This is a genomic window from uncultured Maricaulis sp., from assembly GCF_947259345.1.
In the GTDB taxonomy this organism is placed as follows: domain Bacteria; phylum Pseudomonadota; class Alphaproteobacteria; order Caulobacterales; family Maricaulaceae; genus Maricaulis.
This window is the reverse complement of record NZ_CAMYLS010000017.1, coordinates 20,067-35,097: the sequence shown is the minus strand read 5'-3', so window position 1 is coordinate 35,097 and position 15,031 is coordinate 20,067. Positions and strand designations below refer to the sequence as shown.

Sequence of the window (15,031 nt, the reverse complement as noted above, 5' to 3'; positions counted from 1 at the left end):
CCGGCACAGGCCCGCCCTAGGATGGCGGGAAGACGGGGGAATGCGCGTGACAGACAATCAGGACAAGCGGGACGGCGCAGCCAAGCAGGACGGCGATACGCCGCTCGATTCCCTCTCCATCGCGGTCTTTGACGTCGATGCGCGGATATTCCGGACAATGCGGGATTACTTCCTCAAACCGGTCACAGTCGCCACCGCCGGCATTTCGCGCGATTACTCACTTTATCTGTCTCCGATCCGTGTCTTCATCGCGCTCTTCTCCTTCCAGTTTGTTGCCGCCGCCTTGTTTGGAACACCCGTTACGGCCACGATCGAGTCGATGACCGCCGCAGACCCCGATGTCGATATCGACGCATGGCTGACAACGGCGCGCGTGCAATTTGAGGCCCCGCTCACCCTGCAAAGGGTCGAGGATGAATTGAAAGCGGTCCAGTCACTCACACTTTGGCCGCTGACCGTGCTTTCCTCGATGCCTTATCTGATTGCGCTCAAACTCTACCGGCCGTCGATCCCGCTCTGGGGCCATCTGCAGATTTATCTGGCGGTCACCAATGCCAGCTTCATCGTCATGATCGCCTTTATCCCGCTACACACCTTCGGTGGCGCCGGGATGGCAATCGGCATGACGATCGCGCTAGTGATCTTCTTTGTCTATGCAGGCATCCTGCTGGCACATTTGTACGGCGGATCGGCGAGCGCTCTAGCCCTGAGACTTGTGGGACTGATCGCGCTCCTGCCAATCACCATGTTAATCACAATGGTCGGCACCTTCTTCACGATCGACTGGGTACTGGAAAACTCATTCGGCCTGCATCTCATGGCCCTGATGGCGCCGGAGGCCTTTGCCGAACTATCCTCACCATAAGAAAGAAACGGGAGTTGGTTGATGAAATCGCGTGAAATCCATTTGAACGCCTATCTGAAGGGCGCACCGGATCCGAAATATTATGACGTCGTGGAGACGGAAGTCCCCGCGCCGGGCCCGGGCGAGGTGCTCGTCCGCAATCTCTTCATCTCGGTTGATCCCTACATGCGCGGCCGCATGAGCGGTGTCCGCACCTATATCGGCCCCTTCGAGCTGGGCAAGGTGATGGAAGGCGGCGCCGTCGGCGAAGTCGTCGAGAGCAATTTCGACGGGCTGAAGCCGGGTGATCATGTCTCCTCCATGTTCGGCTGGCGCGAGGGTTATGTGGCCCCGGGCGAAGCCCTGACCAGGATCGACACCAGCCAGCTGCCGCCGCAAGCCTTTCTGGGTATTGCCGGCATGCCGGGCTTGACCGCCTATGTCGGTATCAAGCGCATGATCGACCTGCAGCCAGGCGAGACCCTGTGGATGTCCGGCGGCGCCGGCGCGGTCGGCACATCCGGCATCCAGTTCGCCAAGGCCATGGGCGCTACTGTGATCGCCACCGCCGGCGGACCGGAGAAATGCGCCTTCGTCAAATCGCTCGGCGCCGACCATGTCGTCGACTACAAGGCCACCGACGATTTGACCGCCGCGATCGCCGAAGTCGCGCCCCAGGGTGTGGACGGCTATTTCGAGAATGTCGGCGGCACCCATTTCACGGCGGCGCTGAACTCGCTTCGTCCGAAAGGCCGCATGGCCGCCTGTGGCATGATCCAGCGTTACAATGACACCAGCGCGGCAACCCTGCCCGACAATCTCACCCAGATTGTCGGCAAGTCTCTGACCATTCGCGGCTTCATCGTGTCCGATCATGCCGACATGTTCGGTGATTTCGTGAAGGATCTCGGGGCCTGGATGGCCGCCGGCAAGATCAAGCCGGCGGAAACGATCATGGAAGGGATCGAGAATGCGCCGGCCGCTTTCTCCGGTCTCTTTACCGGCCAGAATACCGGCAAGATGCTGGTCAAGATCTGATGACGGAGGGGGCGCGGAAACCTCGGGACCTTTCCGGTCTCGAGGAAGTCCTGGAGGATGTTGCCGGGTTCAATTTTCGAAGCTTTCGCACCTTCTTTGACCTGGTCGCCAGACCGGGCCAGGTTTTCCGCGCCTACGCCCTGCGTGAAACAGAGACTTACACGCCAGCCCTGCGCCTCTGGCTCGGCCTGACGGTCGTCCTGGCCCTTCTCAGCTTCTTTTTCGGGGGTCAGGACGATTTGATCCGGCAAGTCATCGGCAATTGGCCCGATGCCCAACGAACGGCCTTCCTTCACTCGATCGACGGGCGGATGGACGACTTTGCGCAAATCTACGCCAACACGTTCAGCCTGTTGCAGCCGATCATTGTCGGTTTCTCGCTGGGACTGACTGTCTTCCTGATCGCAGCGCTCGATCGCGGGCTGAGCTGGGTTGCCCGTATTAATCTGACCTTCGGTGTGTTGGCCACAGGATCGCTTCTGGGTCTTGCCCTGTTCCCGATACTGGTCCGCTTCCCGCAGCTGGGGCTTTGGTCACTGATTCCGATCTGGATGGTCTATTGGCTGACACTGTTTCGCGGCGCGCCGGAGGTCCTCGCATCGGGCACCGCCGGACGGATCGCGAAGGCGACCCTGATCAGCTGCGTCATTCTCGTCCTGTTGATGATCGCGGGAATGATCACAGTCGGCATCAGCATGAACCATGCCGTGACAAGCCTGCAGGCTGCGGCGGCCAACGCGGCGCCCTGACAGCTAGCGCCGCGTCAGTCGACCCAGCGTCCAACCGCCCGCAATCGCCGCACAAACCGGTGACCAAGTGGCCCCCGCACCTGCGAGATGGGCGAGCAAATACACCCCCAAACCTGCTGCAAGTGCGAACGGGAGCATGCGAATCGAACGATTCGCGGAGCGCGCGTTATGAGTCGGTTCACCCTGATACATGCTGCCAATGGTACGCAATTTGGGGGCCGAACTGCGAAAAACCGTGTTTTGACCGGGAAAATGCAGCGAATTGGCTCGGATTCGCCTGTTGCGCCTTGCAATCGCGGGCGGTTCTTGGCCTTGATGGACCGTCAACGAACACGCGATAGCCGGACGGATACGATGACCGTACTTGCCGGACCGCGAACAACTGGGGGGAACCCTATGAACAAGTCTGATCTCGCCAAGTCTGTCTCTGAAAAGACCGGCCTGTCCCGCGCTCAAGCGGGCGAAGCTGTTGATGCCGCCATCGAAGCCATCGTGGGCTCGGTGAAGGGCAATGACAGTGTCCAGATCGCTGGCTTCGGCACCTTCTATGCCAAGCACCGTGAAGCCCGTGAAGTGCGCAATCCGCGCACCGGCGAAACGATGATGTCCAAGGCTCGCACCGCGGCGGCTTTCCGTCCGGCGGCTGCCCTCAAGGACATCTAATCAGTCCAACGGGTTCTGATTACGTCAAACGCCGTCCGGATCACTCCGGACGGCGTTTTTCTTTGGGTTTCTTCCCCACATCGCGGGTCCCCTCCCCATTTGGCATGGGGAGGAAGGCAGCCCCTACGCCGCGTCGACAGCCGAATTATTGCCCCGAACGCGCTTGAGGCTTTCGGCGATGCGGAACGCCATGTCGAGCGCCTGGTCGGCATTGAGTCGCGGATCGCAATGGGTGTGATAGCGCGCCGCCAGATCGGCCTCGGTGACGGTCTTGGCACCGCCGACACACTCAGTGACATCGCGGCCCGTCATCTCGAAATGCACACCGCCGGGATAGGCACCCTCGGCATAGAGCACATCCATGAAGCCCTCGAGCTCCAGCAGGATGCGATCAAAGTCGCGCGTCTTGTAGCCATTGCCGGTCTTGTGCGTATTGCCGTGCATCGGATCGGACGACCAGACCACATTGCGCCCGGCCTTGGTGACGGCAGCGGCGAGCGCCGGCAGGTTCTTGCGGACATTGTCCGCGCCCATGCGCACAATCAGCACGAGGCGCCCGGCTTCATTGTCCGGGTTGAGGGCATCGATCAGCGGCAGGAGATCATCCGGCTGCATGGTCGGCCCGCATTTCACACCGACCGGATTGGAGATGCCGCGGGCATACTCGACATGGGCGCCGTCGAGCTGACGGGTCCGCTCGCCGGTCCAGATCATGTGAGCAGACGTGGCATACCATTGCCCGGTATTGGGATCGCGCCGTGTCAGCGCCTCCTCGAAGGGCAGGTGCAGGGCTTCGTGGCTGGTGAAGAAATCGACCGCTTCCAGCGACGGTGCGCTGTCCCGTCCGATACCGCAGGCCTTCATGAAGGCCAGGGCTTCGGAAATGCGCGTTGCGGTCTCGGCATAGCGCTCGGCTGCCGGGCTGCCGCTGACGAAGTCCTGGGTCCATTGGTGGACATTGTGCAGGTCGGCATAGCCGCCCGAGGCAAAGGCCCGCAGCAGGTTCAATGTCGAGGCCGACTGGTCATAGGAGCGGATCAGGCGCTGCGGGTCCGGCTCGCGGGCCTCCGGCGTGAACTCGGAGCCGTTGACGCTGTCACCGCGATAGCTCGGCAGGGTCACGCCGTCGATGGTTTCCGTGTCCGAGGAGCGCGGCTTGGCAAACTGACCGGCGATCCGTCCGACCTTCACGATCGGCTTGGACGCGGCGAAGGTCATCACCACCGCCATCTGCAGCAGGACGCGGAAAGTGTCGCGCACGCCCTCGGTCGAGAATTCCTTGAAGCTCTCCGCGCAATCACCGCCCTGCAGGAGGAAGGCCTTGCCCGCGCTCACATCCGCCAATTGCCGACGCAGACGCCGCGCCTCGCCCGCAAAGACGAGGGCCGGACGGGCCGAAAGCTCGTCGATGACGGCCTCCAGCTTGGCCGCGTCCTTGTAGTTCGGCATCTGGCTGACGGGCTTGGCGCGCCAGGATTGGGGAGACCAGGTCATGTTACTCTGCTGCCTTCAACTCCGGTGGCGTCCATTTTTCCTTCATGGTCACCAACTCTTCCGCACTGGTCGGATGCACGGCGCAGGCCGCGTCATATTGATCCTTGGTCAAGCCCGCCTTCACGGCGATCCCGGCCAGTTGGATCATTTCAGGCGCATCCGGCCCGACAATATGCACGCCCAGCACCCGCTCTGTCTCCCCGTCGACGACGAGTTTCATCAACATCCGCGAGGCTTCGGACGTGAGGGATAGTTTCATAGGCCGGAACGACGTCTTGTAAACATCAACCTGTGCATATTTTTTGCGCGCATCGACCTCCGAGAGACCGACAGAGCCAACCGGTGGCTGCGTAAACACGGCTGACGCAATGTCTTCGTGGTCATAGGCGGTCGGCTTGTCGCCAAAAACGGTCGCCGCGAAGGCCGCCCCCTCGCGAATGGCGACCGGGGTCAGATTGACCCGATTGGTGACGTCGCCCACGGCGTAGACATTGTCGGCCGTGGTTTTCGAATAGGCATCGACCTTGACGGCGCCCTTTGGATCCAGCGCCACGCCGGCCTTCTCGACCCCAAGTCCGTCAACATGGGGATTGCGGCCGATGGCATACATGACGACGTCGGTGTCGATATGGTGCCCGGTATCGAGATGGACACGCTTGCGGCCATCCTCGAGTGCTTCGATGCGCTCGAAGACGGAGTGCGTGATCACACGCACGCCCGAGCGCACGAGTTCTTCATGGACATGGCTGCGCACATCATCGTCAAAGCCGCGCAGCACGGTATCACCACGATAGACCTGACAGACATCGGCGCCCATGCCAGCAAATATCTGGGCGAATTCACAGGCGATATAACCGCCGCCCGCGATCACGACATGCTTGGGCAGTTCTTCCAGGTGGAAGGCCTCATTGGAGGTAATGCCCAGTTCGGCGCCCTCGATGTCCGGGATAAAAGGCGTACCGCCAACCGCGATCAGGATCTTGTCCGCAGTGACGGTTTTGCCGGACTTCACCAGTCGGATCGTGTGCGCATCCTCGAACACCGCCCGGTCCTCGATGATCTCGACGCCGGAATTATTGAGATTGCGCATATAGATGCCGGACAATCGATCGATCTCGGCATCCTTGGCATTGATCAGCTTTTCCCAGCTGAACGACGTCTCGCCGACCGACCAACCATAGTTCTCGGCCAGCTTGAACGTCTTGGCGAACTCGCTGGCATAGACCAGAAGCTTTTTAGGCACGCAGCCGCGGATCACACAGGTCCCGCCGACCCGATACTCCTCGGCCACAGCGACACGCGCCGCGCCATGCTGTTTGGCCATCCGGGCCGCGCGCACGCCGCCGGAACCGGCGCCGATAACGAAGAGATCGTAGTCGTATTGGGTCATTCAAATAGCCTCGTTGAATAAACTGGGGCGTTCTAGAGCTCCATCACCCGCGCATCACCGTCCTCTCCGACGATGACCACGCGGGCCAGATCAATGAACAGGCCATGCTCGACCATGCCCGGAATCGCTTTCAGAGCCTGGTCGACAGCCCGGGCATCCGGGATAGCCTCGCATGCCGCATCCAGAATGTAGTGGCCACCATCTGTGACCAGAGGTTCCAGCCCGTCACCCTTGCGGCGCAACTGAACGTCCGGTGATGTCACACCGGCCTTGCGCAGGGCGTCATAGACATGGCCTGCGGTCAGCGAGAAACCGAAACGGTCGACCTCGACCGGCAGAGGGAATTTGCCCAGGGTCGAGACCAGCTTGGTTTCGTCGACCATGACGATCATCAGGTCCGAAGCGTGGGCAATGATCTTCTCGCGCAAAAGGCAGGCGCCGCCGCCCTTGATCAGCTGGAAGCGACCATCGACCTCGTCCGCCCCGTCAATGGTGATGGCGATGCGATTGACGTGGTCGACATCAATCAGCGGCACACCATTCTCGGTCGCCACCTCGGCTGTACGCTGCGAGGTGGGCACGCCGCGCACATCCAGCCCCTCCTTCACCTTCTCACCGAGGAGGCGCAGGAAAATCTCTGCCGTCGAACCCGAGCCAAGCCCCAGCGTCATGCCGTTCTCGACATAGGAGAGCGCGGCCGCGGCGGCGCGGGTTTTCTGGCGTTCGGCACTCATTGGTCGACGCCGCCCAGGAGGACGTATTTGAGTTCGGTGAACTCCTCGACGCCCCACTTGCCGCCTTCCCGACCGATCCCGCTCTCCTTGACCCCACCAAAGGGAGTCGAAGCGGCACCGACCATGGGCGCATTGACGCCAATCATGCCGTACTCAATGCCCTCTGACAGGCGGTGCACCCGGCCGACATCATTGGTGTAGATATAAGCCGCCAGGCCGTAAGGCGTGTCATTGGCCAGCTTGATGATGTCATCTTCGCTCTCGGCCCGGTAGACCGAGGCCACCGGTCCGAAGATTTCCGAGCAGGACACATCCATGGACGGGTCACCACCATCGATCAGTGTCGGGGCATAGAAGGAGCCGCCAAGTTCATCGGTCAACGGCTTGCCGCCCGTGACGATGCGGGCGCCGGCCTTGCGGGCCTGGACAACCAGCTTGTCGACGCGGCCCACGGCTTCCATGTGGATCAGCGGACCGACATCTGTACCCTCGGCAAAACCGTCACCGGCCTTGAGTTTGGAGATTCGCGCTTCCAGCGCCGCGACCAGTTTGTCGGCAATACCCGGCTGGGCGATGATCCGGTTGGCCGAGACACAGGTCTGGCCGGAGACGCGGAATTTCGAGGCGATCACGCCGTCGGCGGCCTTCTCGATATCGGCGTCATCCATGACGATGAAGGGCGCATTGCCGCCCAGCTCGAGCGCGACCCGCTTCACAGTCGAGGCGGCCTGCTTCATCAGCAATTTGCCAACGGCGGTCGAGCCGGTGAAGCCGATCATGCGGACATCGTCCGAACTGGTCAGCACGCCGCCAATGGCCGGGGCATCACCGCACACAACATTGAACACGCCGTCGGGAATGCCGGCCCGCTTGGCCAGTTCGGCCAGAGCCAGGGCGGAGAGCGGGGTTTCCGGTGCCGGCTTGATCACCATGGTGCAGCCCGCAGCCAGGGCCGGGGCGCATTTGCGCGTGATCATGGCATTGGGGAAATTCCACGGCGTAATACAGCCAACCACGCCGATCGGCTGGCGGATGGTCCAGCCGCGCGAGCCCGGGAAGGGCGTCGACAGGGTCTCGCCATGCACGCGCTTGGCTTCTTCCGCCGACCATTCGATGAAGGAGGCGCCATAGACGACCTCGCCCTGGGCTTCCTTGTTGACCTTGCCCATTTCCAGCGTGATCAGCGTCGCCAGATCCTGGGCGTTTTCCAGGATCAGCTTGTGCCATTTCATCAACAGGGCCGCGCGTTCGAAGGATGAGCGCTTTTTCCAGCTTTCAAAAGCGCGGGTCGCGGCAGCCACGGCTTGGCGGGCACCGGCTTCGCCGACATCACCAATTGTGGCGATGACCTCATTATTGGCCGGGTTGATGATGTCATCCGCGCCTTCACCCTTTACCCACTGGCCATCGATAAAGCTGTCGGTACGAAACAGGCTCTTGTCGCTCAGGCGGTCCGTCACACTCATGTCTGGCTGTCCTTTCTGGATTTCCGGGCCTGCTTGGCGGCATGGAAGCGCGCCGCCCAGCCCGGCTTGTGGGTTTGCGGGGTCCGCGCCAGGCACAGCGCGGCCGCGGGTACATCCTGCGTCACGATCGTGCCGGTCGCCGTGAAGGCGCCCTCGCCGACTGTAACCGGCGCGACGAGACAGGTATTCGACCCGATGAAGGCATTGGCGCCGATCACCGTGCGATGCTTGTCATATCCGTCGTAATTGCAGGTGATGGTTCCGGCCCCGACATTGGCGTTCGCGCCGACCGACGCATCGCCGATATAGGTAAGGTGGGAGACTTTTGCGCCCTCTGCGAGCTGCGATTTCTTGATCTCGACGAAATTTCCCACTTTCGAGCCCGCCCCCAGCTCGGCGCCGGGGCGCAGGCGGGCGAAGGGACCGGCATGGGCACCGCGACCGATGCGCGCACCCGCAATATGGGAATGGGCATGGATGACCGCATCTTCCTCGATCTCCACACCGGGACCAAAGACGACATTGGGCTCGATCACGACATCACGGGCGATTTGCGTGTCATGCGCGAAGAAGACCGTTTCCGGCGCAAGCAGGGTCACCCCGTCCGCCATCATCTGCCTGCGCATGCGCGCCTGAAAAGCGGCCTCGGCCGCCGCCAGGTCGGCGCGCGAATTGACACCGAGCACTTCATCGGGATCGGCGATGACAACGGCAGCCCGCAGACCACGAATCCGGGCCAGACCAACCACATCCGTCAGATAGTATTCGCCATTGGCATTGTCATTGGTGACCTCGCCCAGAAGGTCGAAGAGAAGCTCGGCCGGAGCGGCCAACACGCCGGAATTGACCAGGCCAACCGCGCGCTCTGCCGCATTGGCATCCTTGAACTCGACAATCCGGTCCAGATCGCCGACCTCATTCGTGATGAGACGCCCATAAGCGGCCGGATCCGCCGGCTCGAAACCGAGCACAGCCACCGACGCTCCCGCTTCGAGCGCTTCAAAAACACGGCTGACCGTGCCCGCAGTGATCAGCGGTGTGTCGGCATAGAGCACGATGGCGTCGCCGCTCAGAGCGGCCAGCGCCTCGCGGGCTGCCTGCACGGCATGGCCGGTGCCCTTGGGCGGGTCCTGCAAGGCGGTCCGTGTGCCGAGCGCCTCGGCTGCATCCTTCACTGCCGGAGAATGCGCGCCATAGACGGTGACGATATCGGCCGCCCCGCACTCGCCGGCCAGCGCCACGGCCCAGTCCAGCATGGGGCGTCCCCCGACCGGGTGAAGCACTTTCACTGTCTTGGACTTCATCCGCGTGCCTTGACCGGCTGCGAGGATGATGGCGGCGCGGGTTCGGGACATTGCGGCTTCCTTGTCCTGTGGAATCGACGGTTTCGACCTGTCGAGCGCTATAGCCTATCGCTCCGGCGTGCGTAACCTAGCTTCTCCTGCTTTCAACGCTCAAAGGCCTGAAATCATGCCCGACCTGGACGATGCTGCCCTGTTTGACGGCGCCGCGATCGCCTTCGACCTCGATGGCACGCTGGTCGATACCGCGCCGGACCTGCTGCGCGCGCTCAACGCGGTGATCGTCCCGCGCGGCCTGGTCGCCGTGGAATTGAGCGCGGTGCGCGCCATGGTCGGACGCGGCGCGCGGGCCCTGCTCGAGCGGGCCCATGACAGTCAGGGGCGCAGGCTGGAGGGCGCAGAGGCCGCGGTTGCCGAATTCATCGAGATTTACGCCGCCGATATCTGCGCCGACAGCCGGGTCTTTGACGGGGTGGAGGCGACACTGGACTGGTTGCGCACACGCGGCAGTCGGCTGTCCGTGTGCACCAACAAGCCCTCTATCCTGTCGGACGCCTTGATGAAGGAAACGGGTCTGGCAGGGTATTTCGACCGCATCATCGGGCCGGATCGCACGACAGCCAAGAAGCCGGCCGCCGACCACTTGCTGGATTCACTCGGCAACGGGTATACGCGCGCGGCCCTGGTCGGGGATAGTGAGCCGGATGTTGCCTCGGCGGCCGCAGCGGGCCTGCCCAGTATTGTGATGAGTTATGGCTACAGCGAAAGACCGGCCGGCTCCTTGGGAGCCGACCGGGTCATTCATGCCTTCAGCGATGTACCGCTGGCGCTCGCTCAATTGTGGCGAGCGAAGACCTGAAATCAGGCCGTGCGGCGCTCACGACCAGCGTCATTGGCAGCGCGGGTCGGCATGCCGTTGACGAGGTTGGAACGCACATCCGTGCGTGCAGAGCGCATGGCGGGCATAAAACCGGCTTCCACGAGATCCACGGAAACATCATAGCCGCGCTCGGCCCAATAGGCTTCAATACGCGCTTTGAGACGACGCGCACCGTCGGGCGTGCACAGATCATTACTCATGAACAAAACCTCCTGCTCGACCGAAGCTGTCCTCGGCCGGGAATTGCGTCCAATCGGGTGATTGACGGGACCGGCCACTGCGGCCGAATTCCAGCTTGGTGGAGGCTGATATAGGCAGGGGGCGGATATGACGAGAGCATGACGGTGTGGCAAGTTGTCGCACTCCACGCGTGTCCCATCTGCTCTTCAACTTCCTCGCGTAGTTGACCGGTCCGAAGTGCCTGCTTATACGGTCGCTTTCCGGAAACACCGGGCGATTAGCTCAGCGGGAGAGCACCTCGTTCACACCGAGGGGGTCACTGGTTCAATCCCAGTATCGCCCACCATTTCCATTCTGCCCCGTCCAACATGCCCGGCGAGTAGCGCGCAATTGCGCGTTGATTCCACGCGAATCCTCTCGCCTCGAGAACAGCGGCAACGCCCTGCGGCGCGATGGCGCAGTCAATTCCTGCAGGGATTTCTTGCGAAACATTCTCAGAAGTGGGAGAGGTAATGCAAATCAGTCTTAACGGGTGAGCCATGAAACCGGTGAAATTCTTCGCATTTGCTGCCAGCCTCGCGGTTGCAGCCTGTTCACAGCCGGCCGATGAGGCCAGCGAGACCGCACAAGTCGTCAATGTCTACAGCGCTCGTCACTATTCCAGCGACGCCGCCATCTATGCCGCCTTCACCGAGGAAACCGGCATCGAGGTCAATCTCGTTTCAGCCAATGGCGACCAGCTGATCGAGCGCGTGCGCGCCGATGGCGAGCGCAGCCCGGCCGATGTCATCATCACCGTCGACGCCGCACGCCTGCATCGCGCTGAAGAAGCCGGCCTGTTCGCACAAACCGATTTCTCGGACCTGACCGATACGGTCCCCGCCAATCTGATCGATCCGGAAGGCTATTGGGTCAGCTTCGCCAAGCGCTCTCGCGTCATCGCCTGGTCGAACACGCGGGTCCAGCCGGGCGAGATAACCTCCTATGAGGATCTGGCCGATCCGCAATGGCAGGGCCGTATCTGCGTGCGTGGCAGCGGCAATGCCTATAACCAGTCGCTGCTCGCCTCCCTGGTCGCCCATCTCGGCGAAGAGAGCGCCGAGGCCTGGGCCCAGGCCATTGTCGACAATATGGCGCGCGACCCGCAGGGCGGTGACCGCACCCAGATCAACGGCATTGCTGCCGGCGAATGCGATGTCGCCATCACCAACCATTATTATTACGCGATGATGGTCAATTCCGACGATCCGGCCGCCCAGGCCGCCGCGGCCCAAGTGACGCTCTTCTTCCCCAATCAGGAAACGACCGGCGCTCATGTGAACGTGTCCGGCGCCGGAATCGCGATGAACGCGCCGCACCCGGACAATGCCCGCGCCCTGATCGATTTCTTCTTCTCTGACACCGCCCAGCGCGCCTTTGCCGAGATGACCAATGAAATCCCGGTCCGCACCGATGTCAGCTGGGAGAATCCGACCCTGGCCGCCATGCTGCCCTTCAATGAAGACGACCTGAATGTCTCCGACCTGGGCGATCACAACGAGACGGCCCAGCGCATCTTTGACCGGGTCGGCTGGCAGTAGGCGTGAGTCTGACGGCTGCCTTCAAACGCCCGGGCACCCTAATGCCCGGGCGGGCCACCAGCCTGGCCATCCTCGCCGCGACCCTGTGCGCGGCGCCGATCCTCGCTGTGGTCTGGATCGGCCTGTCCGGCGAGACCGGTGATTATCTGCGTCATCTCGCCGGAACGCGACTTCCCACCTATCTCCTCACCTCTGCTCTGGTTGGCCTGATCGCGGCGGGTGGTGCCGGGCTGATCGGCACGGGGCTGGGCTGGCTGATGGCGCGGACCGAGTTTACCGGACGCCGCACGCTCGGCTGGATTCTCATCCTGCCACTCGCTGTCCCGGCCTATGTCGCCGCCTATGCCTGGCTCGACCTCAGTGCCGCTGGCGGGCCGCTGCACGCGGCCACGGGCGGCCTCTTCCCGACCATTCGCGGCAGCTGGGGGGCGGGCCTGATGTTCGCCCTCGTCCTCTATCCTTATGTCTACCTTCTGGCCCGCAACACCTTCTCCAGCCAGTCCGCCGACGCCTATAATGCGGCGCGCACACTGGGTGCCGGGCCCATGTCCGCCTTTTCGCGCACCTCGCTGCCAATGGCGCGCCCGGCCATCGCCGCAGGCCTCGCCCTGGTCGTGATGGAAAGTCTGGCGGATTACGGCACCGTCTCCCACCTCGGTGCCCCGACCCTGTCGATCGGCCTGATCCGCGCCTGGAGTGGCGCCGGTTCGCTGGTTGATGCCGCGCGCCTCTCCCTCGTCCTCGTCTTCATCGCCATGCTGGTCTTTGGGCTGGAGCGGGCTCAGCGCCGCCGCGCGCGCAGCGTCAATGCCGCCGGCCGGCACAAGCCCTCGCCGCGCATTCGCCTGAGCGGCCTGCCCGCGCTGGGCGCCCTCACGGCCTGCCTCTTGCCGCTGACCCTCGGCATGCTCATTCCACTCGGCCGGCTGGTCTGGCTGGCCGCCCATACCGAGACCGCGCCGGGCCTTGTCGCGGCCAGCTGGCATTCGCTGAGTCTGGCCGGGATTACCGCCCTGATCGCTGCAGCACTGGGTCTGGCCACCGCCTATGCCCTGCGCAGCCGCACAGCCATCGCCACCCTGGCTGCCCGCGCGGCCGGCCTGGGCTATGCCGTACCGGGCGCCGTCGCCGCCGTCGGCGTGATCGCCATCCTGTCCGGCACGCAATCCCTGCTCGATCCGGCCTGGCGCTCTGTTACCGGTGAGGTCTTCCCCATCCTGCTCACCGGGACCGGCGCCGCGCTGGTCTTCGCCTATCTCTCGCGCTTTGCTGCCGCCGCCATCAGCCCTGCCGAAACGGCGCTGGCGCGCGTCACGCCCTCGCTGGATGGTGCCGCCCGGACGCTGGGTGCGAGCCGCGGCCAGCGCGTCTGGCACATTCACTGGCCGCTCATTGTCGCGGGCGTAACCTCGGCGGGTCTGCTGGTTTTTGTCGAGGTGCTCAAGGAGTTGCCGGCGACCATGATCCTGCGCCCCTTCAACTATGACACCCTGGCCATCATCGCCCACAATTTCGCCAGCGATGAGCGTCTGGGCGAGGCCGCCCTGCCCTCACTCCTCATTCCGCTGGTCGCCCTGCTTCCCATGATCTTCGTGGCCCGCTACCTATCCAGACAGGATCCGTGAAACGTCTCCTGGGGGAAGCCCGCATGGCCGACATGCGTACAGTGCTGAGCATTCGCGGAGCCGAGCGTCGCTACCGCGCCGATCATGCGGCATTGGCGGGTGCCGATCTCGACCTGCAGGCCGGGCGCATCACCGCGCTGCTGGGCCCGTCGGGTAGCGGCAAATCCACCCTCTTGCGCGCCATCGCCGGGCTCGAACGCCTCGAAGCCGGATCGATCCGCCTCGGCGACACGATCTGGAATGATGCGCGCACCCATGTCCCGCCAGAAGCGCGCCGCGTCGGCATGGTTTTCCAGGATTACGCCCTCTTCCCGCACATGACCGCTCTGGCCAATGTCGCCTTCGGTCTTTCCGGTCCGGACAAGCAGGCGCGCGCCATGACGCAGCTGGAGGCGGCGGAGCTGGGTCACAAGGCCAAGGCCTATCCGCACGAGCTTTCCGGCGGCGAGCAGCAGCGCGTGGCGCTGGCGCGGGCGCTGGCACCCGAGCCCGCGGTCGTTCTGCTGGACGAACCCTTCTCCGGTCTCGACCGGCGCCTGCGTGGCGAGCTGCGCGAGCGCACGGTCGACACGCTGCGGGCCGCCGGCACCACCGCCCTCATCGTCACCCATGACGCGGAAGAGGCCATGGCCGTCGCCGACCAGCTGGCCCTGATGGATGGCGGTCGCGTGATACAGACCGGCGCGCCGGACGAGGTCTGGATGAGCCCGGTCTCCGCCACGGCGGCGAAACTGCTCGGTGATGTCGAGATTATCGAGGCAAGCGTCACCGGCGGTCAGGCCGAGACACCCTTTGGTCCCGTCGATGCCAATGGCTTCGAGGACGACCAGCCGGTCTCCGTGCTGATCCGTCCCCGCGCCTTCACACTGAGCCTCAAGCCCGAAGGCGAGTATACCATCACCCGCCGCCGCTCCGCCGGCCCTCACCTCACCCATCGCTTCGCCAGCGAGGCGGGCGAGTGGACCGCGCAAACGCCCGCCCCCTCTCCGATCCAGGAAGGTGATCGTGTCAGCGTCGAGCTGGACCCGGTCTATGTGCGGGTCGTGGCGGCGTAGGCTTACAACTGGACTCGTCCGGGGCAACTCGT

At 63.4% G+C, this 15,031-nt stretch carries 14 protein-coding genes and 1 tRNA gene; 9 read left to right on the top strand and 6 right to left on the bottom strand.

What is annotated here, in order from left to right; translation table 11 throughout:
• Positions 1–46: 46 nt before the first annotated feature.
• The 4 genes from Q0X62_RS07900 to Q0X62_RS07885 all read left to right on the top strand — a co-directional run bounded on the left by Q0X62_RS07900 (position 47) and on the right by Q0X62_RS07885 (position 3,294).
• Positions 47–865: a DUF3667 domain-containing protein gene (locus Q0X62_RS07900; RefSeq protein WP_297733727.1), complete on the top strand. Its 819-nt coding sequence runs from the start codon at positions 47–49 to the stop codon at positions 863–865.
• Between the two features lie 21 nt (positions 866–886).
• The gene (locus Q0X62_RS07895; RefSeq protein WP_297733724.1) at positions 887–1,882 is read left to right on the top strand and encodes an NADP-dependent oxidoreductase; all 996 of its coding nucleotides are present in this window, start codon (positions 887–889) and stop codon (positions 1,880–1,882) included.
• Positions 1,882–2,631: a DUF3667 domain-containing protein gene (locus tag Q0X62_RS07890; RefSeq protein WP_297733720.1), complete on the top strand. Its 750-nt coding sequence runs from the start codon at positions 1,882–1,884 to the stop codon at positions 2,629–2,631. Before Q0X62_RS07895 ends, Q0X62_RS07890 begins: the two co-directional genes overlap by 1 nt.
• Positions 2,632–3,027: 396 nt before the next feature.
• A complete protein-coding gene (locus Q0X62_RS07885; protein WP_295695939.1) occupies positions 3,028–3,294 on the top strand; it encodes an HU family DNA-binding protein in 267 nt (88 codons plus the stop codon).
• Positions 3,295–3,417: 123 nt separating this feature from the next.
• Here Q0X62_RS07885 and Q0X62_RS07880 read toward each other — a convergent pair whose 3' ends face one another.
• Genes Q0X62_RS07880 through glmU form a run of 5 tightly spaced genes read right to left on the bottom strand, consistent with a single transcriptional unit; the run spans position 3,418 to position 9,733 of the window.
• Complete coding sequence (locus Q0X62_RS07880) at positions 3,418–4,788, bottom strand: class II 3-deoxy-7-phosphoheptulonate synthase (protein ID WP_297733717.1); 1,371 nt, start codon at positions 4,786–4,788, stop codon at positions 3,418–3,420.
• 1 nt (position 4,789) lies between these two features.
• A complete protein-coding gene (gene gor / locus Q0X62_RS07875) occupies positions 4,790–6,178 on the bottom strand; it encodes a glutathione-disulfide reductase (protein WP_297733714.1) in 1,389 nt (462 codons plus the stop codon).
• A 32-nt stretch (positions 6,179–6,210) separates the two neighbouring features.
• Positions 6,211–6,912 carry a ribose-5-phosphate isomerase RpiA gene (rpiA, locus tag Q0X62_RS07870; protein ID WP_297733711.1) on the bottom strand — a complete coding sequence of 234 codons (702 nt, stop codon included), beginning with the start codon at positions 6,910–6,912 and terminating at the stop codon, positions 6,211–6,213.
• Positions 6,909–8,378: an NAD-dependent succinate-semialdehyde dehydrogenase gene (locus Q0X62_RS07865; protein ID WP_297733708.1), complete on the bottom strand. Its 1,470-nt coding sequence runs from the start codon at positions 8,376–8,378 to the stop codon at positions 6,909–6,911. Before Q0X62_RS07865 ends, rpiA begins: the two co-directional genes overlap by 4 nt.
• Complete coding sequence (glmU, locus tag Q0X62_RS07860; RefSeq protein ID WP_297733705.1) at positions 8,375–9,733, bottom strand: bifunctional UDP-N-acetylglucosamine diphosphorylase/glucosamine-1-phosphate N-acetyltransferase GlmU; 1,359 nt, start codon at positions 9,731–9,733, stop codon at positions 8,375–8,377. The genes Q0X62_RS07865 and glmU overlap by 4 nt, the downstream gene beginning before the upstream one ends.
• A gap of 115 nt (positions 9,734–9,848) precedes the next feature.
• On the opposite strand from glmU, the gene Q0X62_RS07855 reads away from it, so the two are divergent.
• The gene (locus tag Q0X62_RS07855) at positions 9,849–10,538 is read left to right on the top strand and encodes an HAD hydrolase-like protein (RefSeq protein ID WP_297733702.1); all 690 of its coding nucleotides are present in this window, start codon (positions 9,849–9,851) and stop codon (positions 10,536–10,538) included.
• 2 nt (positions 10,539–10,540) lie between these two features.
• Here the strand turns inward: Q0X62_RS07855 and Q0X62_RS07850 are convergent, their stop codons facing one another.
• Positions 10,541–10,759 carry a phosphoglycolate phosphatase gene (locus tag Q0X62_RS07850; protein ID WP_295695953.1) on the bottom strand — a complete coding sequence of 73 codons (219 nt, stop codon included), beginning with the start codon at positions 10,757–10,759 and terminating at the stop codon, positions 10,541–10,543.
• 251 nt (positions 10,760–11,010) lie between these two features.
• Between Q0X62_RS07850 and Q0X62_RS07845 the strand changes: the two genes are divergently transcribed.
• From Q0X62_RS07845 to Q0X62_RS07830, 4 genes are all read left to right on the top strand, one after another.
• Positions 11,011–11,085: transfer RNA gene (locus Q0X62_RS07845), tRNA-Val, on the top strand.
• 193 nt (positions 11,086–11,278) lie between these two features.
• Positions 11,279–12,319 (top strand): extracellular solute-binding protein, encoded by a 1,041-nt coding sequence (locus tag Q0X62_RS07840; protein ID WP_297733699.1) that lies wholly within the window; start codon positions 11,279–11,281, stop codon positions 12,317–12,319.
• Between the two features lie 2 nt (positions 12,320–12,321).
• Complete coding sequence (locus Q0X62_RS07835) at positions 12,322–13,944, top strand: iron ABC transporter permease (protein WP_297733697.1); 1,623 nt, start codon at positions 12,322–12,324, stop codon at positions 13,942–13,944.
• The gene (locus Q0X62_RS07830; protein ID WP_297733694.1) at positions 13,941–14,999 is read left to right on the top strand and encodes an ABC transporter ATP-binding protein; all 1,059 of its coding nucleotides are present in this window, start codon (positions 13,941–13,943) and stop codon (positions 14,997–14,999) included. The genes Q0X62_RS07835 and Q0X62_RS07830 overlap by 4 nt, the downstream gene beginning before the upstream one ends.
• Positions 15,000–15,031 lie beyond the last annotated feature (32 nt).

Coding starts and splice junctions, on each gene's coding strand:
- Q0X62_RS07850 (WP_295695953.1), bottom strand. CDS start 10,759: ATGAGTAATGATCTGTGCACGCCCGACGGTGCGCGTCGTCTCAAAGCG.
- rpiA (WP_297733711.1), bottom strand. CDS start 6,912: ATGAGTGCCGAACGCCAGAAAACCCGCGCCGCCGCGGCCGCGCTCTCC.
- Q0X62_RS07890 (WP_297733720.1), top strand. CDS start 1,882: ATGACGGAGGGGGCGCGGAAACCTCGGGACCTTTCCGGTCTCGAGGAA.
- Q0X62_RS07880 (WP_297733717.1), bottom strand. CDS start 4,788: ATGACCTGGTCTCCCCAATCCTGGCGCGCCAAGCCCGTCAGCCAGATG.
- Q0X62_RS07895 (WP_297733724.1), top strand. CDS start 887: ATGAAATCGCGTGAAATCCATTTGAACGCCTATCTGAAGGGCGCACCG.
- Q0X62_RS07855 (WP_297733702.1), top strand. CDS start 9,849: ATGCCCGACCTGGACGATGCTGCCCTGTTTGACGGCGCCGCGATCGCC.
- Q0X62_RS07840 (WP_297733699.1), top strand. CDS start 11,279: ATGAAACCGGTGAAATTCTTCGCATTTGCTGCCAGCCTCGCGGTTGCA.
- Q0X62_RS07885 (WP_295695939.1), top strand. CDS start 3,028: ATGAACAAGTCTGATCTCGCCAAGTCTGTCTCTGAAAAGACCGGCCTG.
- Q0X62_RS07865 (WP_297733708.1), bottom strand. CDS start 8,378: ATGAGTGTGACGGACCGCCTGAGCGACAAGAGCCTGTTTCGTACCGAC.
- gor (WP_297733714.1), bottom strand. CDS start 6,178: ATGACCCAATACGACTACGATCTCTTCGTTATCGGCGCCGGTTCCGGC.
- glmU (WP_297733705.1), bottom strand. CDS start 9,733: ATGTCCCGAACCCGCGCCGCCATCATCCTCGCAGCCGGTCAAGGCACG.